This is a genomic window from Streptomyces sp. VTCC 41912, from assembly GCF_045799175.1.
Classification (GTDB): Bacteria; Actinomycetota; Actinomycetes; order Streptomycetales; family Streptomycetaceae; genus Streptomyces; species Streptomyces albulus_C.
The window spans coordinates 57,735-76,710 of record NZ_JBJMAB010000011.1; the positions used below are offsets into that span (position 1 = coordinate 57,735).

The 18,976-nt window shown below is 72.6% G+C and carries 14 protein-coding genes; 5 read left to right on the forward strand and 9 right to left on the reverse strand.

Features of this window, described 5'->3' with window-relative positions:
- Nucleotides 1-2: 2 nt before the first annotated feature.
- From ACJ6WD_RS18175 to ACJ6WD_RS18185, 3 genes are read right to left on the reverse strand one after another with little or no spacing between them, the layout of a single operon-like run.
- Nucleotides 3-416, reverse strand: coding sequence for a Rieske (2Fe-2S) protein (locus tag ACJ6WD_RS18175; protein ID WP_016571261.1), 414 nt, complete (start codon nt 414-416; stop codon nt 3-5).
- A 14-nt stretch (nt 417-430) separates the two neighbouring features.
- The gene (locus ACJ6WD_RS18180) at nt 431-1,846 is read right to left on the reverse strand and encodes a sugar porter family MFS transporter (protein ID WP_407616173.1); all 1,416 of its coding nucleotides are present in this window, start codon (nt 1,844-1,846) and stop codon (nt 431-433) included.
- Between the two features lie 5 nt (nt 1,847-1,851).
- Nucleotides 1,852-2,868, reverse strand: a complete 1,017-nt coding sequence (locus ACJ6WD_RS18185; protein ID WP_407616174.1) for a zinc-dependent alcohol dehydrogenase family protein — start codon at nt 2,866-2,868, stop codon at nt 1,852-1,854.
- 196 nt (nt 2,869-3,064) lie between these two features.
- Between ACJ6WD_RS18185 and ACJ6WD_RS18190 the strand changes: the two genes are divergently transcribed.
- A complete protein-coding gene (locus tag ACJ6WD_RS18190; protein WP_407616175.1) occupies nt 3,065-4,069 on the forward strand; it encodes a LacI family DNA-binding transcriptional regulator in 1,005 nt (334 codons plus the stop codon).
- A gap of 115 nt (nt 4,070-4,184) precedes the next feature.
- Nucleotides 4,185-5,144, forward strand: coding sequence for a carbohydrate kinase family protein (locus tag ACJ6WD_RS18195; protein ID WP_407616176.1), 960 nt, complete (start codon nt 4,185-4,187; stop codon nt 5,142-5,144).
- 106 nt (nt 5,145-5,250) lie between these two features.
- On the opposite strand, the gene uvrA is transcribed toward ACJ6WD_RS18195, so the two are convergent.
- Nucleotides 5,251-8,352, reverse strand: coding sequence for an excinuclease ABC subunit UvrA (gene uvrA, locus ACJ6WD_RS18200; RefSeq protein ID WP_376557659.1), 3,102 nt, complete (start codon nt 8,350-8,352; stop codon nt 5,251-5,253).
- Nucleotides 8,353-8,624: 272 nt separating this feature from the next.
- Nucleotides 8,625-9,338 carry a TetR family transcriptional regulator gene (locus ACJ6WD_RS18205; RefSeq protein WP_331247141.1) on the reverse strand — a complete coding sequence of 238 codons (714 nt, stop codon included), beginning with the start codon at nt 9,336-9,338 and terminating at the stop codon, nt 8,625-8,627.
- Between the two features lie 63 nt (nt 9,339-9,401).
- Between ACJ6WD_RS18205 and ACJ6WD_RS18210 the strand changes: the two genes are divergently transcribed.
- The 3 genes from ACJ6WD_RS18210 (at nt 9,402) to ACJ6WD_RS18220 (ending at nt 12,520) form a co-directional block, all read left to right on the forward strand.
- A complete protein-coding gene (locus ACJ6WD_RS18210; RefSeq protein ID WP_407616177.1) occupies nt 9,402-10,955 on the forward strand; it encodes an FAD-dependent monooxygenase in 1,554 nt (517 codons plus the stop codon).
- A 157-nt stretch (nt 10,956-11,112) separates the two neighbouring features.
- Nucleotides 11,113-11,853, forward strand: a complete 741-nt coding sequence (locus ACJ6WD_RS18215) for a maleylpyruvate isomerase family mycothiol-dependent enzyme (protein ID WP_331247139.1) — start codon at nt 11,113-11,115, stop codon at nt 11,851-11,853.
- Between the two features lie 10 nt (nt 11,854-11,863).
- Nucleotides 11,864-12,520: an MBL fold metallo-hydrolase gene (locus ACJ6WD_RS18220; RefSeq protein WP_376446110.1), complete on the forward strand. Its 657-nt coding sequence runs from the start codon at nt 11,864-11,866 to the stop codon at nt 12,518-12,520.
- Nucleotides 12,521-12,594: 74 nt separating this feature from the next.
- Here the strand turns inward: ACJ6WD_RS18220 and ACJ6WD_RS18225 are convergent, their stop codons facing one another.
- From ACJ6WD_RS18225 to uvrB, 4 genes are all read right to left on the reverse strand, one after another.
- Nucleotides 12,595-13,596 (reverse strand): TerC family protein, encoded by a 1,002-nt coding sequence (locus tag ACJ6WD_RS18225; protein ID WP_233658206.1) that lies wholly within the window; start codon nt 13,594-13,596, stop codon nt 12,595-12,597.
- Between the two features lie 162 nt (nt 13,597-13,758).
- Complete coding sequence (locus tag ACJ6WD_RS18230; protein WP_407616178.1) at nt 13,759-15,750, reverse strand: TerD family protein; 1,992 nt, start codon at nt 15,748-15,750, stop codon at nt 13,759-13,761.
- A gap of 87 nt (nt 15,751-15,837) precedes the next feature.
- A complete protein-coding gene (locus tag ACJ6WD_RS18235) occupies nt 15,838-16,155 on the reverse strand; it encodes a hypothetical protein (RefSeq protein ID WP_407616179.1) in 318 nt (105 codons plus the stop codon).
- A 186-nt stretch (nt 16,156-16,341) separates the two neighbouring features.
- Entirely contained in the window at nt 16,342-18,498 is a 2,157-nt protein-coding gene (gene uvrB / locus ACJ6WD_RS18240) for an excinuclease ABC subunit UvrB (protein WP_233658203.1), read from the reverse strand.
- Between the last annotated feature and the right edge of the window lie 478 nt (nt 18,499-18,976).

The following is an 18,976-nucleotide window of genomic DNA, read 5'->3' on the forward strand; positions in this document are numbered from 1 at the left end:
CCTCAGCCCGCCACCAGCTTGTCGCCCTTGACCTTGACCGGGACCTCCTCCAGGGGGCTGGACGCCGGGCCCTGGGCGACCTTGCCGGTGGCCACCTCGAAGTGGCTGCCGTGCAGCGGGCAGACGGCCTGCCCCTTCTCGATCTTGTTCAGCGTCCCGCCCATGTGCGTGCACACGGCGCTGAAGCACTTGAACTCGCCCTTGGTGGGCTGCGAGACCAGCAGCCGCTGCGCGGCGTAGAGCTTGGCGCCGCCGACCGGCACCTCCGCGGCCGGGCCCAGCTCCACCGGCGCGTCCGAGGACGGCCGGGCGCCCGATCCCTGCTCCCCCGCGGCGCAGGCGGCGGCGCCGAAGCAGGCGATGCCGGCGAGCGCGGCACCACGCAGCACGGTCCGGCGGTCCGGGGACGCACTCATGGGGTACCTCCAGGTCAGTGGGCGGTGTCGGCCCCTGACGATACCGGGGCGCTTCGGCCGCCCGGCCGGCGGTCCACCGCGCCCCGCAACAGCTCCGCCTCGATCTCCTCCAGGCTGCGGCCCTTGGTCTCCGGCAGCAGTCGCTGGACGAAGACGAACGCCAGCAGCGTCGTCCCGGCGAAGAAGCAGAAGTTGATCCCGGCGCCCCAGGCGTGCAGCAGCGAGGGGAAGACCAGCGCCACCACCATGTTGAACAGCCAGTTGAACAGCACGCACAGGCTGACCGCGGCGGCCCGGATCCGCATCGGGAACAGCTCCGGCAGCATCACCCACTGCACCGGCCCCCAGGAGACCGCGAACGACGCGATGTAGAGCGCGATCCCGAACAGGGTGAGCGCGGACAGCAGCGGCCCGTAGCCGAGCCCGGAGAGGTTGGTGACGGCCAGCACCACCATCGCCGCGCACATGCCCAGCGCCCCGGTCCGCAGCAGCGGCTTGCGGCCCAGGCGGTCGATCAACCGCATCGCCGGCAGCGTCATCAGCATGTTGAGCAGGCCGATGCCGACGTTGGCGAGGATGGCGCCGCCCGAGCCGAAGCCGATGTCGGTGAGCAGGGTCGGGGCGTAGTAGATGATCGTGTTGATGCCGACGAAGTTCTGGAAGAACACCAGCAGCATCCCGACCGCGAACACCCCTCGCAGCTGCGGCGACAGCAGCCGGCGCAGGCTCAGCGGCTCGCTCGCCCCCCGTTCCGCGCGCTCGGTCCGCTCGATCTCGGCCAGCTCCTCGCCCGCCGCCGCGGCGTCCCCGCGGAGCCGGGTCAGCACCTCGCGGGCCTGTCCGCCGCGGCCCTTGCTCACCAGCCAGCGCGGGCTCTCCGGCTGGGTGACGATGCCGAGCGCCAGCACCGCGGCCGGGACCACGCCCAGGCCGATCATCCAGCGCCAGGCCCCGGAGCCGGCGAGCAGGTAGTCGGTGACGTAGGCGACGAAGATGCCGACGGTCACCAGCAGCTGCATCAACGAGGTCAGCCCGCCGCGCAGGTGCTTGGGTGCGAGCTCGGTGAGGTAGAGCGGGACGACGACGGAGGCGATGCCGACGCCCACGCCGATCACGAAGCGGAACGCGATCAGCATGGCCGCCCCGGTGGCGCAGGCCGCGCCGAGCGTGCCGAGGATGAAGATCCCGGAGGCGGCCAGGATCAGCCGGCGGCGCCCCCAGGAGTCCGAGAGTCGCCCCGAGAGGCCGGCGCCGAGCATCGCCCCCACCAGGAGACCGGAGACGACCAGTCCCTCCAGGAGCGGGGTGAGCGCGATGTCCTTCTTGAGGAAGAGCATGGCGCCGGAGATGACGCCGGTGTCGTAGCCCCAGAGGATGCCCCCGAGGGCGCCGAAGACCCAGATCAGCGCGTTCTTGACGGTTGCGGGCACCGCGTTCAGCCCTTCTGCGGGGCGATGTGGATCTTGCGGCCGGTGCCGGCCCGGAAGCGGGCCACCGCCTCGTCGAAGTCGTCCAGGCCGTAGACGTCGGAGACCAACTCCTCGACCGGCACTCCGCCGAGGCCCGCTGCCAGCAGGTCGATGGCGGGCTGGAAGCTGTTGTGCACCGCCATCGAGCCGATGATGTCGATCTCCTGGCTGTAGACGCGGTACGGCGAGACGGACGCCGCCCGGGCCGGGTCGGCGACGCCGAACTGGAGGAACGTGCCGCCGCGGCGCACCCGGCCCAGGCCGTCCTCGATGGCCGCGATCACTCCGGTCGCGTCGATGACCACCTCGAAACCGGGGGCCCGGTCGAGGGCGTCGGCGTCGGTCGCCGCCGCGTCCACGCCGAAGGACCGGGCGAACGCCAGCCGTTCCTCGTTGAGGTCCACGACGGAGACCGAGGCGGCCCCCGCGGTCCGCACCAGCGCGGCCATCAGCAGGCCCATGGTGCCCGCGCCGTAGATCAGGTAGTGCTCGCCGGGGCGGCGCGGCAGCCGGTTGAGGCCGTGCACCGCGCAGGACAGCGGTTCGACGAGTCCGGCGGCGGCCTCCGAGAGGTGCGCCGGCAGCACGTAGCAGCAGCGGGCCGGCACGGCGACCAGTTCGGCGAAGCCGCCGGCCCGGGTGACACCGATCGCGGTGTAGTCCTCGCAGAGGTTGCCGCGGCCGATCCGGCAGTAGTGGCAGGCGCCGCACGGCATGTTGGGGTCGACCGCGACCCGCTCGCCGACCGCCCGGTCCCGCACCGCCGCGCCCACCGCGACGATCTCGCCGGTCAACTCGTGCCCGGGGACCAACGGGTAGCTGACCACCGGCAGTTCGCCGCCGAGGACGTGCATGTCCGTGCCGCACAACCCGCAGGACGTGACCCGCACGACCACCTCGTCGGGCTCCGGGCGGGGGTCGGGCAGTTCGGTGACAGCGGTGGTGCCCCGAAGGCCCGGTGCGGTGACCACGAGAGCGCGCATCGGCGCCTCCTCACGACGTCGTGCGAGTTCGATGGCGGGGACACTACAGAAAAACCGCCGGCACGTAAACGCTTACGCAAGCGTTTACGTTTGGTCCGTCCGCGACGTACTGTGATGGACTGCGACGGACCGGCACGGAGGCCGTCCGCCGGGATCCGGAGCACGGTGCGCCGGGGCGTCGGGAGGAAAGAGCCGGATGACGACGATGGTCGATGTGGCGCGGCGCGCGGGCGTCTCCGTCGCCACGGTCTCGCACGTGGTGAACGACACCCGGCCGGTGCGCCCGGACACCCGGGCCGCGGTGCTGGCCGCCATCGAGGACCTCGGCTACACCCACAACACGCTCGCCCGGTCCCTGGTCACCGCCCGCACCCGCTCCATCGGCCTGGCCGTCTCCGCGATCAGCAACCCGTACTTCACCGAGATCCTCCAGGGCGTCGAGGCCGGCGCCCTGGAAGCCGGATACAGCCTGCTGATCGCCGATCCGCACGACGATCCGGGGCACGAGCGCAAGGTCGTCCAACTGCTCCACGAGCGGCGGGTGGACGGCATGATCGTCGCCCCCTCCGCGGAACCAGCCGAACTGATCGACTACGTGACCCGGCGCCGGGTCCCCACGGTCTTCCTCGACCGGCTGGTCGGCGACGGCTTCGACCAGGTCTGCGCCGAGAGCGCCGAACCGGTCCGCCGGCTCGTCGAGCACCTGGCCGACCTGGGCCACACCCGGATCGGCCTGGTCGCGGGGCTGCCCGGGCTCAGCACCACCACCGAGCGGGTCGAGGGCTACCGCGCCGGGCTGCGCGCCCGCGGACTGCCCTTCGCACCCGAGCTGTTGGCGGGCGGCAACTCCGAGGCGGAGGGCGCCCAGGACGCCACCCGCCACCTGCTCGCCGCGCCGGAACCGCCCACCGCGATCATCACCGCCAACAACGCGATGACCATCGGCGCGCTCCAGGCACTGCGCGACCTGGGCCTGGAGGTGCCCCGGGACATCGCGCTGGCCTGCTTCGACGACTTCTCCTGGGCCGACCTCTTCACCCCCCGACTGACCGCCATCGCCCAGCCCAGCAAGGAACTCGGCGCCACGGCGGTCCGGCTGCTGCTGGCGCGGCTGGACGATCCGGCCCGGCCGCCCCGCACCGTCCGGCTGCCCTGCACGTTCGTGCACGGCACCTCGTGCGGCTGCCCCGAGACCGCTTAGCGGACGTCCGGTGGGCCGGGCCGCCGCGCCCCACCGGACATCCCCCGGGCCCGGACGGGCCCCCGCCCGCACGCCCCGGCCGGTCCCGGCCGCCGCAGGAAAGGACCCGCACCTCGTGATCGTCGTCGCCGGCGAGGCGCTGATCGACCTCGTCCCCAGCCAGCAGCCGTCCCCGGACGGTCCGTTGCCGGCGCTGCTGCCGCGGCGCGGCGGCGGGCCCTACAACACCGCGGTGGCGCTCGGACGGCTGGGCTCCCCCACCGCCTTCTGCTCCCGGGTCTCGACCGACGCCTTCGGGGCGTCACTGCTGTGCGGTCTGCACGACGGCATCGTGGACACCTCGCTGGTGCAACGCGGGCCGGAGCCCACGACCCTGGCGGTGGCGGACGTCAGCGAAGACGGCTCGGCCGGCTACGGCTTCTACGTGGAGGGCACCGCCGACCGGCTCTTCACCCTGCCCCCGGCGCTGCCCACGACGGTGCGGGCGCTCTCGCTGGGCACCTGCTCGCTGGTGTTGGAGCCGGGCGCCGGGGCGTACGAGGCGCTGTTGCGGCGGGAGGCCCGGCGCGGGGTCTTCACCGCCCTCGACCCCAACATCCGGCCGGGGTTGATCGCCGATCCGGACGCCTACCGGGCCCGTTTCCGCTCCTGGCTGCCGGACGTGGCGCTGCTGAAGCTGTCGGAGGAGGACGCGGCCTGGCTGGCCGGGGCGGGCGCCGACGGGGCCGACCGGGCGGCGGTGCTGGCGGCGGCGCGGGAGTGGTTGGCCGCCGGGCCGGCCGCGATCGTGGTCACCCACGGCGGCGACGGGCTGACGGCCGTGACGCGGGGCGCCGGGGAGGTGGCGGTGCCCGGAGAGCGGGTGGACGTCGTCGACACCATCGGCGCCGGCGACACCGTCAACGCGGCGCTGCTGCACCGGCTGGACGGGCACGGCGCGCTGTCGTACGCGGCGGTGGGCGCGCTCACCGCCGACGACTGGGCGGACATCCTGCGGTTCGCCGCCCGGGCGGCCGCCGTCACCTGCTCCCGGGCGGGCGCGGAGCCGCCGTTCGCCGCGGAACTGGCGGACTGAGGCGCGCCCCCGGCCCGTCGGCCGGCGGCCCGGCCGGGCGGTCGTGAGCAGCGCAGCGGGGGCGGAGCCCGGGAAGGCTCCGCCCCCGCTGTGCGATGGTGCGGCGTCAGGACGTCCGACGGGCCCGCGTCGTCGTCTTCTTTGCGGCCGTCTTCTTGGTCGCGGTCTTCTTCGCCACGGTCTTCTTGGCCGTGGAAGTGGCGGTGCGCTTCTTGGCCGTGGACGTGGCGGTGCGCTTCTTGGCCGCGGTCGAGGCCGTCACCGTCGTCTTCCCGGCGGCGTCGGCGGCCACCGCCTTCTTCTTGGCCGCGGTCTTGCGGGCGGCCGGCTTCCGGGGCCCACCGTTGACCAGCGTCGCGTCGCTGACCCGGTCGCCGAGGATGTCCCGCAGGAACTTGCCGGTGTGGCTGGCCGGGATCGCCGCGACCTCCTCCGGGGTGCCCTCGGCGACGACCATGCCACCGCCGTTGCCGCCCTCGGGGCCCATGTCGATGACCCAGTCCGCGGTCTTGATCACATCGAGGTTGTGCTCGATGACGATCACCGTGTTGCCCTTGTCGACCAGGCCGGACAGCACCTTGATGAGCTTGCTGATGTCCTCGAAGTGCAGGCCGGTGGTGGGCTCGTCGAGGACGTAGACGGTGCTGCCGGTGGAGCGCTTCTGGAGCTCGCTGGCGAGCTTGACCCGCTGCGCCTCACCGCCGGAGAGGGTCGGCGCGGACTGGCCGAGTCGGACGTAGCCGAGACCGACCTCGTTGAGCGTCTTGAGGTGACGGGCGATGGTCGGCACCGCCTCGAAGAAGCTCAGCGCCTCCTCGATCGGCATGTCGAGCACCTCGGCGATGGACTTGCCCTTGTAGTGGACCTCCAGCGTCTCGCGGTTGTAGCGCGCGCCGTGGCAGACCTCGCACGGGACGTAGACGTCCGGCAGGAAGTTCATCTCGATCTTGATGGTGCCGTCGCCGGAGCAGTTCTCGCAGCGACCGCCCTTGACGTTGAAGGAGAAGCGGCCCGGCAGGTAGCCGCGGACCTTCGCCTCCATCGTCTCCGCGAAGAGCTTGCGGACGTGGTCGAAGACGCCGGTGTAGGTGGCCGGGTTGGAGCGCGGCGTCCGGCCGATCGGCGACTGGTCGACGTGCACCACCTTGTCGACGAGGTCGTCGCCGGCGACCCGGGTGTGCCGGCCGGGAACGGACTTGGCGCCGTTCAGCTCGCGGGCGAGGTGGGTGTAGAGGATGTCGTTGACCAGCGTCGACTTGCCGGAGCCGGAGACGCCGGTGACGGCGGAGAGCACCCCGAGCGGGAAGGAGACGTCGATGTCGCGGAGGTTGTTCTCCTTCGCGCCGTGGACGGTCAGCTGGCGGGAGGGGTCGGTGGGACGGCGGACGTCCGGCGTCGCGATGGCCCGCTTGCCGGCGAGGTACTGGCCGGTGATCGAGTCCTTGTTGGCCAGCAGCTGCTTCATCGGGCCGCTGTGGACGACCTTGCCGCCGTGCTCGCCGGCGCCCGGGCCGATGTCGACGACCCAGTCCGCGACCTTGATGGTGTCCTCGTCGTGCTCCACCACGATCAGGGTGTTGCCCATGTCGCGCAGGCGGACCAGGGTCTCGATCAGGCGGTGGTTGTCGCGCTGGTGCAGGCCGATCGACGGCTCGTCGAGGACGTAGAGCACGCCCACCAGGCCGGAGCCGATCTGTGTGGCGAGCCGGATGCGCTGGGCCTCGCCGCCGGACAGGGTGCCGGCCGCGCGGTTCAGCGAGAGGTAGTCCAGGCCGACGTCGACCAGGAACTTCAGCCGCTCGTTGACCTCCTTGAGGACCCGCTCGGCGATGGTCTTCTCGCGGGCGTTGAGCGTCATGGTGCGCAGGAAGTCGGCGCAGTCGCTGATCGACATGGCCGCGACCTCGGCGATCGACTTCTCCTGGACCGTGACGGCGAGCACGATCGGCTTGAGCCGGGTGCCCTCGCAGGTCGGGCAGGGCACCTCGCGCATGTAGCCCTCGAAGCGCTCCCGGCTGCTGTCGCTCTCGGCCTCGCTGTGCCGGCGCTTGACGAACGGCACGGCGCCCTCGAAGGCGGTGGTGTAGGCGCGCTGGCGACCGTAGCGGTTGCGGTAGCGGACCTCGATCTGGGTCTTGTGGCCGTGGAGGAGGGCCTTCTTGGCGCGCTGCGGCAGCCCGGCCCACGGGATGTCCGTGCGGAAGCCCAGGGCGTCGGCGAGCGCGCCGACCAGACGGCCGAAGTAGTCCTTGGTGTGGCCGCCGGACCAGGGGTGGATGGCGCCGTCGTCGAGGGAGCGCTCCTCGTCCGGGATGATCAGCTCCGGGTCGACCTCCATGCGGGTGCCGATGCCGGTGCAGTCCGGGCAGGCGCCGAACGGCGAGTTGAAGGAGAAGGAGCGGGGCTCCAACTCCTCGAAGGAGAGGTCGTCGTGGGCGCAGTAGAGGTGCTCGGAGTACATCCGCTCGCGCTGCGGGTCGTCGGCGTCGAGGTCGACGAAGTCGAGGATGACCATGCCGCCGGAGAGGCCGAGCGCGGTCTCGACGGAGTCGGTCAGCCGGCGCTTGGCGCTCTCCTTGACCGTGAGGCGGTCGATGACCACCTCGATGGTGTGCTTCTCCTGCTTCTTGAGCGTCGGCGGGTCGGTGAGCTGGATGGTCTCGCCGTCGACCCGGGCGCGGCTGTAGCCCTTGGTCTGGAGGTCGGAGAAGAGGTCGACGAACTCGCCCTTGCGCTCGCGCACCAACGGCGAGAGCACCTGGAAGCGACTGCCCTCGGGGAGCTCCAGGACCTTGTCGACGATGGCCTGGGGCGACTGCCGGGCGATCGGCCGTCCGCACTCCGGACAGTGCGGCTTGCCGATCCGGGCGAAGAGCAGGCGGAGGTAGTCGTAGACCTCGGTGATCGTGCCGACCGTCGAGCGCGGGTTGCGCGAGGTCGACTTCTGGTCGATCGAGACCGCGGGGGACAGGCCCTCGATGAAGTCCACATCGGGCTTGTCCATCTGCCCGAGGAACTGTCGGGCGTAGGAGGAGAGCGACTCGACGTAGCGCCGCTGCCCCTCGGCGAAGATCGTGTCGAAGGCGAGCGAGGACTTGCCCGACCCGGAGAGCCCCGTGAAGACGATGAGGGAGTCGCGGGGGAGGTCGAGCGAGACGTTGCGGAGGTTGTGCTCGCGAGCGCCACGGACGATGAGACGGTCGGCCACGCCGGTCGGCACCTTTCTTGGAGAGGGGCGGAAGCCACGGGCTGCGTCCGCCGCGCGGTGAGCGAGCAGAGGCGGCGGAGCGGAGCGGGCCCCGGACCAAGGGTATGGGGGCCGTCGCGGCAGTGTCGTTGGGATGCCAGACACGAGCCTATAGCACGTGCATTCGATTTACGGGCCTCGCAAGCCCTCTTCACCCAAACGTGTGGCGGCCCCACAACCTTCCCACCGCGGTGACCAGCCGTTACGCCGTCCGGTGGGCGGCGCCCCCGCATTCAGGACCGCTCCGGACCCCCGTCCGGCAGCGCCCGCGCCAGCACGTCGAACGTGTGCCGGATCACTGCCTCGTGCTCAACGGCCACCTCCTCCACGGGGTCACCCTCCAGCTGCCGGGTGACGACCTCCGTGTAGAGCGTCCGCCAGGCCGCGACGATCATCGCGGCGGCGAGCCGGGCGTCCCGGTCGGGCCGCGCGGGGTCGCCGCCGGCCGCCTCGGCGAGCGCCCCGGCCAGCGCCGTCTCGATCTCCTCGGCCGCCTCACGGGCCCGCGCCCGCAGCGAGGGCGCCGCCAGCACGGTGCGGAAGAAGTGCTCGAACCCCTCCCCCAGCCCGCCCAGCGGATGCCGCTGCACCAGTAGCTCCAGCGCCAGCCGGCGCAGCGCGGCGAGCGGCGGCTCGTCGGCACCGCGCCCCCGCACCGCGCCGACGACCAGTTCCGTGGCCTCGGGGATCCGGTCGAGGAAGAGGTCCTCCTTGCGCGGGAAGTAGTTGAAGACCGTCATCGTGGACACCCCGGCGGCGCGGGCGACCTCGGCGACGGCGACCTCGTCGAACCCCCGCTCCAGGAACAACGCCGTCGCCTCCGCGGAGATCCGCTGCCGGGTGAGCCGCTTCTTCCGCTCGCGCAGGCCCAGCGTCCCGTCGTCCTGCGCCTCACCTGCGGAACGTCGCGCCCCGTCCCGTTCCGCCACCGATTCCTCTTCCGTCACTCCCGCTCCTCTCACGCGAAAAATTGTAGCGGAGACAAATTTTTAGTGACTACACTCTCGCTCATGAAGCGCGACGCAGACGTAGTGGTGGCAGGGGGCGGCCCGGTGGGGCTGATGCTCGCCTGCGAATTGGCACTGGCGGACGTCCCGGTCGTCGTCCTGGAGCGACTGACCGAGGTGGACACCACGATCAAGGCGGGGTCCCTCAACACCCCCAGCTCGGAGGCCCTCTACCGGCGCGGGCTGCTGCCGCAGCTGGTGGAGGTGCAGAACGCCAGCCTGGCGGGGTTCGGCTCGTTCGTCCGGCAGCGGCAGGCGGTCGGGGCCCCCGTCACGGCACCGGCGCCGAAGTTCGCCGGGCACTTCGCCGGCATCATGCTCCGCGGCGACCTGCTCGACGCCGCGGACCCGGAATTCGCCGGCAGCGGGCCGGCCGGCAACGTCGGCCTGGTCCCCCAGGCGGCACTGGAGCGGATCCTCGCCGACCGCGCCGCCGAGCTGGGCGTCACCCTGCGCCGGGGCGTGACCCTCACCGGCTTCGACGCCGACGACGAGGGCGTGCACGTCCACACCTCGCACGGGTCGCTGCGCGCCGGCTGGTTGGTGGGCTGCGACGGCGGGCGCAGCACCGTGCGCCAGCTCGCCGGCTTCCCGTTCCCCGGGACCGCCCCGTCGCTCACCGGCCACCAGGCCCTCGTGGAGATGACCGGGGCCGACGGCTTGGGCGCCGGCTGGAACTGGACCGAGACCGGGACCTACGCCCACGGGCCGATGCCCGGCCGGATCCTCACCGTGGAGTTCGACGGACCGCCCGCGGACCGCGAAGCGCCGGTCACCGCCGAGGAGTTGCAGACCGCGCTGCGGCGGGTCTCCGGCGTCGCGGACGTGACGGTCACCAAGGTGCACGCGGCGACCCGGTTCACCGACAACGCCCGGCAGGCGTCCGGCTACCGCCGCGGCCGGGTGCTGCTGGCCGGCGACGCGGCCCACGTGCACTCGCCGTTCGGCGGCCAGGGTCTCAACCTCGGGCTCGGCGACGCGGTGAACCTCGGCTGGAAGCTGGCCGCCACGGTGCACGGCTGGTCCCCGGAGGGGCTGTTGGACACCTACACCGCCGAGCGGCACCCGCTCGGCGCGTGGGTGCTGGACTGGACCCGGGCCCAAGTGGCCCTGATGCGGCCGGAACCGCACGCCGCGGCGCTGCGCCGGGTCGTCGCCGAGCTGTCCGCGACACCCGACGCCACCACCTTCTTCGTCAAGAAGATCTCCGGCGTCTGGCAGCGCTACGACCTGCCCGGTTCGCACCCGTTGACCGGCCGCAGCGCCCCCGACCTGGAGCTGTCCGACGGCCACCGGCTCGCGGACCATCTGCACGACGGCCGGGGCCTGTTGCTCGACCTCGCCGACGATCCGGCGCTGCGCGGGCGCGCCGCCGGCCACCGCGACCGGGTGCGGACCCTGACGGTGCGCTGTCCGGACCGGCCCGACCTGGCCGGTCTGCTGCTGCGTCCGGACGGCTGCACCGCCTGGGCGGCCGACGCCCCCGGCTCCTACGGGGAGTTGGACGCGGCGCTGGGCCGGTGGTTCGGGGCGCCCTCGGCGGTCCCGGCGGCCTAGGGGCGCGGAGTGGGCGGACGGCGTAGCAGGGGTGGCGGCCCCGACCGCCCCTCTCGCGCCGTCGTGCACCATCCGCGCCACCAGCACCACCCCGTGCTCACCGCCGAATGCCTCCGTAGTCCTCCCGGACCGGCCCGCCCGGCGCTAGCGTCGGGCCATGACCATCCCTCCTGATTTCCCGCGCCACGTGTCCGCCGTCCACGAGTCGACCGACCGGCTGCTGGTATCCCTGGGCAAGCTCGACGACGCCGCGATCGGCGAGCCGTCACTGCTGCCCGGGTGGACCCGGGGTCACGTGCTGGCCCACCTGGCCCGCAACGCCGACGCCCTGGTCAATCTCCTCACGTGGGCGCGGACCGGCGTCCGCACCCCGATGTACGCCAGCGCCGCGGCCCGGGACGGCGACATCGAACGCGACGCCGACCGTCCCCTGGCGACCCACCTGGAGGACTTCCAGGAGAGCGCGGCCCGCTTCGAGGCGGCGGCGCAGGCCCTGCCGGAGGACCGCAGGGCGTACGAGGTCGAGATGCGCAACGGCGTCGTCGAGCGGGCCGACCGGCTCGCGCTGCGGCGGCTGGCAGAGGTCGAACTGCACCACGTCGACCTGGGCGTCGGGTACGCCGTCGAACAGCTCCCGCCGGCCTTCGTGGACAGCGAGTTGGACTTCCTCACCCAGATCAAGTTCGCCGGACACCCGGAGCTGCCCGCGCTGGAGCTCCGGGCCGACGACGGCCGCCGGTGGCGCACCGGGCGCCGGGACGCCCCCGGCACCGCGCCGGCCCCTGCGGTCGTGGTCAGCGGGGCGCCGGCGGACCTCGTCGGCTGGCTGACCGGCCGGGCCGACGGCGGCCGGCTGGACACCCCCGGCGCCGCGCTGCCGGTCATCCCGCCGCTCTAGAGTTGGTGCCATGAGCTACAGCGGAGCAGTGAAGGTCGGCGGACCGGCCGACGTGCACGAGCTGACCGACCTGATGATCTCGAAGGTCGCGGTCGGTCCGACGGACAACAACGCGTACGTGCTGCGGTGCCGCGCGACCGACGAGCAGTTGCTGATCGACGCGGCCGCCGAGCCGCACACGCTCCTGACCCTGATCGGCGACGGCGGTCTGGCCTCCGTGGTCACCACGCACCAGCACGGCGACCACTGGGGCGCGTTGCGCGAGGTCGTCGACGCGACCGGCGCCCGGACGTACGCGGGGCGCCACGACGCCGAGGGCATCCCCGTGCCCACGGACGTCCCGGTCGAGGACGGCGACACGATCACCGTCGGCCGGGTGCAGTTGACCGCGCGTCATCTGGTCGGGCACACCCCGGGCAGCATCGCGCTGGTCTACGACGACCCGCACGGCCACCCGCACGTCTTCACCGGGGACTGCCTCTTCCCGGGCGGGGTCGGCAACACCTGGGGCAGTGCCGAACGGTTCGCCAGCCTGCTGGACGACGTGCAGACCAAGCTCTTCGACCGGCTGCCGGACGAGACCTGGGTCTATCCGGGACACGGCGGCGACACCACGCTCGGTGCCGAGCGGCCGCACCTCGCCGAGTGGCGGGAGCGCGGCTGGTAGCGGCCGCTCGCCCGGCACCGGGCCCGGTGGGTGGTTCTCTCCGCCCACCGGGCCCGTGCCGTTCTCCGCGGCGCCTACGGGCGGGGGTGCGCCCCGGCCTCGTCGGCGGCCGCCGCGGCCTCCTCGGCCGCCGCCTGGCGCCGGGAGGCCCGCAGGCTGGTCACCGTCGTGACGGCCAGCACCGCGCAGATCACGCCCAGCGAGACCGGGATGCTGATCTCCGGGACGGGCACCCCCGACTCGTGCAGGGCGTGCAGCACCAGCTTCACGCCGATGAACCCGAGGATCACCGACAGGCCGTAGGAGAGGTGGACCAGCTTCTTGAGCAGTCCGCCGATCAGGAAGTACAGCTGCCGCAGGCCCATCAGGGCGAAGGCGTTGGCGGTGAAGACGATGTACGGGTCCTGGGTCAGGCCGAAGATCGCCGGGATGGAGTCCAGGGCGAAGAGGACGTCGGTGGTGCCGATCGCCAGCATGACGATCAGCATCGGGGTCATCAGCCGCCGGCCGTTCTCGACGACGAACAGCTTGGTCCCGTGGTACTGGTCGGTGGACGGGAAGCGCCGCTCGACCGCCTTCAGGAAGCGGTTCTCCTCGAACTCCTCGTCCTCCTGGCCGCCCCGCGCCTCCTGGATGAGCTTCCAGGCGGTCCAGATGAGGAACGCCCCGAAGAGGTAGAAGACCCAGGAGAAGTTGGCGATGATCGCCGCGCCCGCGCCGATGAAGCCGGCCCGCAGCACCAGGGCGATCAGCACCCCGACCAACAGCACCCGCTGCTGGTAGACGGCCGGCACCGCGAACTTGCTCATGATCAGGACGAAGACGAAGAGGTTGTCGACGCTGAGCGACTTCTCGGTGATGAAGCCCGCGAAGAACTCGCCGGCCGGCGCGCCCCCGCCGAAGACCAGCAGGCCGAGCCCGAACAGCACGGCCAGCGCCATCCAGACACCGGTCCAGATGCCGGCTTCCTTGAGGGACACCTCGTGGGGCTTGCGCCCGCCGATGAAGAAGTCAACGGCGATCAGGGCGGCCAGACCGAGGATGGTCAGCACCCACAGGTTCAGGGAAACGTCCACTGCTCCTCCGGCAGAGTCGTACGGCACTCACAGCGTCGTCGCTGCCGGGGATTTCCGCACCCCTTCCAAGGAAGGGTAAAGGAAGTTCATGAAATGGCAAAGGAAAGTCTAAAACCGCAGGTGAGTGGCGGTTTACGGAACGGTTGACGGGGCTGGTGGGCGTCAGCCCGGCTCCGGATCCGCAGCCGGTCGAGCCGCCGCGACACGGTCCAGCGCCCGGCGGAGCACCTCACTGCGCCGGGGCGCGAGCGACGGCGCGTACGTCCAGGCGTGGCCGACCCACGGGTCGGCGAGATGGACGTCGGGCACCGGCGTGAGCCGCAACAGGGCCCGCCAGAGCGGATCCAGGACCGGCCCGTACTCCCGCGCCCGGTCCCGGTCGGCGACCATCATCAGGTGGACGCCCACCGCGGGACCCTCGTCGGCCAGATAGCGCAGTTGGTTCAGCCCGCGGTCGTCGAAGCCGTGCGGGAAGTCGTGGACGATCAGCAGTTGCTCGGCCGGATCCAGCTCCGGCGGCAGGGCCTCCGTCGCACGGTGCCGCACCGCCATCTGGAGGAGGTCGACCCGCCGGGTCAGCGCTTCCAGCACCGCGGCCACGCCCGCGGCGCCGGTGGCCGGGGAGACGGGCAGCAGGCCGCTCTCCCGCAACGGGGCGAGCGCCGGGGCGGCCGCGCCGGCGGGGTCGATGACCTGGACCGCGAACGCACCCGGCGGATGGGCGGCGAGCAGCCGGGCGGCGACCGCCACGGCGGTCTCCAGGGCCAGCCGCCCCAGCGCGGCCTCGTCGGGCACCGCGTCGGTGAGCGCACCGCCCAGCTCCCGGCGGCCGAACTCCCGCTCCGGGTCGTACCCGCCGCGCGGGTACGGGCCCGGACCGCTGTCGATCCACAGTCCGCGCTCCAGCGGGAGCCGGACGAGCATCGGGATGCGCAGACCTGGGGCCTCCGGGAGGTGCAGATCGCCCAGCCGCACCGCCATCGGATGCCGCTGGGGAACCTCGTAGCCCTGCCACACCGGGTTGTCCCAACGGGCCAGGGCGGGCGGCAGCGCCGGCTCCACCACCTCCGACTCGGCGGTCAGCTGGGCGAGGTCACGGTCGAGGACGGCGCGGGCCCGATCGACCAGGTCGGTGTGCCGGTCCCGGGCGGCGGACCGGGCCGTCTCGGCCGCACCGCCCAGCCGGGTGGCGGGGTCGGCGAGCGCCTCGTCGAGCTCCCGCTCCAGGCGGGACGCGGCGAAACCGGTGGCGCTGCGGTACGCGGCGACCGACCGGGCCAGGTCCTCGAACATGCCGCGGACCTGGTTGTAGAGCCGCTCCTCCATGCTCCAGCCGTTTGCGTCGCCGGCGACCGGTGCGGTCGGGGCGCCGGGGCCGGCGGACGGCGCGGGCGGGCCGGACGCGGACGGGGCGGACGCCGCCACGCCCCCGGGCGCCGGGGCGGAGGCGGGCGCCGTGGACCGTCGGGGATGGCGGTAGTCGGCCCGATCTCCGGAAGGCGGGGTGTCGGGGCCCGCGGCCGGGGCTTCGGGGCTGCTGCCGACCGTCGACTGCCCGGGGTGGTGCAGCGCCACCGGGTCGGGCGGCACTGCCGCCGGTGTCCGGCCGGGGCCCGCCGCCGCTTCGATCTCGGCGGCCAGCTCCGAGGCGCGCGGCATCCCCTGGTCGCGCAGCAGCTCCGGCAGTCCGCCGGCGTACCCCTGGCCGACCGCGCGAATCCGCCAGGCGCCCCGGCGCCGGTACAGCTCCAGGGCGACCAGCGCGGATTCCAGGCCGAGGCCGGTGACGACGTACGCCGCGAGGGGGGTGCCGTCGGCCTGCGCGACGACCAGCGACGGCGCGGCCGCGGCACCGAAGGCGTGCGGCGCACCGGGCCCGCCCGGCAGCGCGAGCAGCACGCTCAGCCGGTGCACCGCGGCGGGCAGCGCGTCGAGGTCGACCGCGATGCGCTGCTCGGCCGCCGCCCCGGAGGGCACCTCGACGCCGGGCCGACGGGGTGCGCCCGGATGGACCACCGCCTCGGTGCCCGCCAGCCGGCCCTGGCCGTCGCCGAGCGCGACCCCGACCAGGACGGGCCCGTCGGCCGCGATCCGGATCTCCACACGGGTGCCGTCCAGTGGGTGGTTCTGCCCCCGGACCAGCTCCGCCGTCATCGTCGTCCCCTTGTGTGTCGTAGCAGGTCGGGTGGGATGCCGGGTGCGTGTCGGCCCGGTCGCTCATCGGTGCTGCGGCTGCGGCGCCTACGGGTGCGGGCGGCTCGCCGGCCGCGGCTCTGGCTCCGGGTCCGGGTCCGTGCGGGTGCGGTCGACGGCGGGGGCGTCGAGGGCGGTCGGCCGGCGCTCGGCGCCCGCACCGTGCGCCGTGCGGATGACCCGCGCGGCGCGGCCGATGTCCGGTGCGGCGCGGGCGGTGTCCTGCACGCTCCGGTCGGCGCCGCCGCTGCGGGTGGGGCGCGCCGGATCCCGGCGCCGCGCCGGACCCGTCAGGCCCCGGAACGGCCTCGCCCCGTCGGACAGTCGCCGGCCGATGCCAGGCCGCGTGGACGCGTTGACCGACACCCGCCGTCCCCTCCTCGCCCGTCCGTGTCCGCCGCTTCGGCGAACTCTGCCGACCCTACGCACCCGGGCGGGGCGGGGCACGCCGGATCCCGCCGCCTGTGGTGGATCCGCAACACCACCAGGGCACGGTCCCCGGCCGGTCCACTCGCCCGCCGTCGCCCCGGTGGGCACGACGGGCACCGGCCGCTACCGCAGTCCGGCCTCCTTCATCTGCCGCAGCTCCTTCTTCAGCTCGCCGACCTCGTCCCGGAGCCGGGCGGCGACCTCGAACTGCAGCTCCGCCGCGGCGGCCCGCATCCGCTCGGTCAGCTCCTCGATGGTGGCCGCGAGTTCGGCCGCGGGCCGGTCCGTGAGGACCTCCCCGCCCTTGGCGGCCTTGCCCTTGGCGGCCTTGGCGGCCTTGCTCGCCTTGCCGGCCTTCCCGCCGAGCGCCGGGACCGGCGCCTTGGCCTTGCCGTCCTTGTCGCCGGACTTGCGGTAGCCGCTGCCCAGCAGTTCCTGGGTGTCGATCTCCTCGCGGGCCAGGGTGGCGACGATGTCGCCGATCTTCTTGCGGAGCGGCTGCGGGTCGATGCCGTTCTCCTTGTTGTACGCGAGTTGCTTCTCCCGGCGGCGGTTGGTCTCGTCGATGGCCTTCTCCATCGCCGGGGTGATCTTGTCGGCGTACATGTGCACCTGGCCGGAGACGTTGCGGGCCGCCCGGCCGATGGTCTGGATCAGCGAGGTGCCGGAGCGCAGGAAGCCCTCCTTGTCGGCGTCGAGGATGGCCACCAGGGAAACCTCCGGCAGGTCCAGGCCCTCCCGGAGCAGGTTGATGCCGACCAGCACGTCGTACTCACCCGCCCGCAGCTCGCGCAGCAGCTCCACGCGCCGCAGGGTGTCGACGTCGCTGTGCAGGTAGCGGACCTGGATGCCGAGCTCGAGGAAGTAGTCGGTGAGGTCCTCGGCCATCTTCTTGGTGAGGGTGGTGACCAGGACGCGCTCGTCCTTCTCGGTGCGCTTGCGGATCTCGTGCACCAGGTCGTCGATCTGCCCGTCCGTGGGCTTGACCACCACTTCCGGATCGACCAGGCCGGTCGGCCGGATGATCTGCTCGACGAAGCCGTCGCTGCGGGACAGCTCGTACGGACCGGGCGTCGCGGAGAGGTACACGGTCTGGCCGACCCGCTCCAGGAACTCCTCCCACTTCAGCGGCCGGTTGTCCAGCGCGGACGGGAGCCGGAAGCCGTGGTCGACGAGCGTGCGCTTGCGGGAGGCGTCGCCCTCGTACATGGCGCCGATCTGCGGGACGGTGACGTGCGACTCGTCGATGACCAGCAGGAAGTCCTCGGGGAAGTAGTCGAGGAGGGTGTTGGGCGCCGTGCCCGGCTCGCGGTCGTCCATGTGCATCGAGTAGTTCTCGATGCCCGAGCAGGAGCCGATCTGCCGCATCATCTCGATGTCGTACGTGGTGCGCATCCGCAGCCGCTGGGCCTCCAGCAGCTTGCCCTGCTTCTCCAGGGTGGCGAGCCGGTCCGCCAGCTCTGCCTCGATCCCGGCGACGGCCTTCTCCATGCGCTCGGGGCCGGCGACGTAGTGGCTGGCGGGGAAGACGTAGAGCTGCTGGTCGTCGCTGATCACCTCGCCGGTGAGCGGGTGCAGGGTGGACAGCGCCTCGATCTCGTCGCCGAACATCTCGATCCGGACGGCCAGCTCCTCGTAGACCGGGAAGATCTCGATGGTGTCGCCGCGGACCCGGAAGGTGCCCCGGGTGAACGCCAGGTCGTTGCGGGTGTACTGAATCTCGACGAAGCGGCGCAGCAGCTGGTCCCGGTCGAGCTCGTCGCCGACCCTGAGCGGCACCATCCGGTCGACGTACTCCTGGGGCGTACCCAGGCCGTAGATGCAGGACACCGAGGCGACGACGACCACGTCCCGCCGGGTGAGCAGGGAGTTCGTCGCGGAGTGGCGCAGCCGTTCGACCTCCTCGTTGATGGAGGAGTCCTTCTCGATGTACGTATCGGACTGCGGGACGTACGCCTCCGGCTGGTAGTAGTCGTAGTACGAGACGAAGTACTCGACGGCGTTGTTGGGCAGCAGTTCGCGGAATTCGTTGGCGAGCTGGGCCGCGAGGGTCTTGTTGGGCGCCATCACCAGCGTCGGGCGCTGCAGCTTCTCGATCATCCACGCGGTGGTCGCCGACTTGCCGGTACCGGTCGCACCCAGCAGGACGACGTCCTTCTCACCGCCGCGGATGCGCCGGTCGAGCTCGGCGATGGCCGCCGGCTGGTCACCGTTGGGCTGGTAGGAGCTGACGACCTCGAAGGGCGCCACCGTGCGTTCGATCTTTGAAACGGGCCGCATGGGATCCACCGTACGACCCGCCACTGACAATCGGTGCCGCACCGGATCTGACCTGCGGTTTCCCGAGGGGCGCCGGAGCGGTGGGCGAGTGGGCCGGTCTCCGCCGCGCCACCGGCGCTCCACCCGCTCGCACGCACCCCCAGCCCAGGGCCGGGCACGTCGCGACCAGCCGGAAAGGTATGCCCGGGGCGCGGGCGGCAAAAACGGTCACACATACGAGGGGTGACTCGCCGTCGGCCGAGATGCGCGGACGCCGCAGCTCCGGCAAGTTGGACGACGTCGGGGCGTACGTCTGCTGCAGGGCCGTTCCGGGCATCCTGCAACTGCGACGCTCCGCACGGAACACGGCCATTTCCCGTTCAGCGCCCGGCCACCGCACGTCCGTCTCCCCCTCCGGCCCGGCTGCGAGCCTCCGTCTGACCGTCCTCCCCGTTCACCTCACCTCACGTCAGTCCACTACCACGACGTCACGAGGAGT

Bases quoted from the DNA above. Each gene is read 5' to 3' on its own strand.
- ACJ6WD_RS18175 (WP_016571261.1), bottom strand. From the start codon at position 416: ATGAGTGCGTCCCCGGACCGCCGGACCGTGCTGCGTGGTGCCGCGCTC.
- ACJ6WD_RS18185 (WP_407616174.1), bottom strand. From the start codon at position 2,868: ATGCGCGCTCTCGTGGTCACCGCACCGGGCCTTCGGGGCACCACCGCT.
- ACJ6WD_RS18190 (WP_407616175.1), top strand. From the start codon at position 3,065: ATGACGACGATGGTCGATGTGGCGCGGCGCGCGGGCGTCTCCGTCGCC.
- ACJ6WD_RS18210 (WP_407616177.1), top strand. From the start codon at position 9,402: ATGAAGCGCGACGCAGACGTAGTGGTGGCAGGGGGCGGCCCGGTGGGG.
- ACJ6WD_RS18215 (WP_331247139.1), top strand. From the start codon at position 11,113: ATGACCATCCCTCCTGATTTCCCGCGCCACGTGTCCGCCGTCCACGAG.
- ACJ6WD_RS18220 (WP_376446110.1), top strand. From the start codon at position 11,864: ATGAGCTACAGCGGAGCAGTGAAGGTCGGCGGACCGGCCGACGTGCAC.
- ACJ6WD_RS18230 (WP_407616178.1), bottom strand. From the start codon at position 15,750: ATGACGGCGGAGCTGGTCCGGGGGCAGAACCACCCACTGGACGGCACC.
- uvrB (WP_233658203.1), bottom strand. From the start codon at position 18,498: ATGCGGCCCGTTTCAAAGATCGAACGCACGGTGGCGCCCTTCGAGGTC.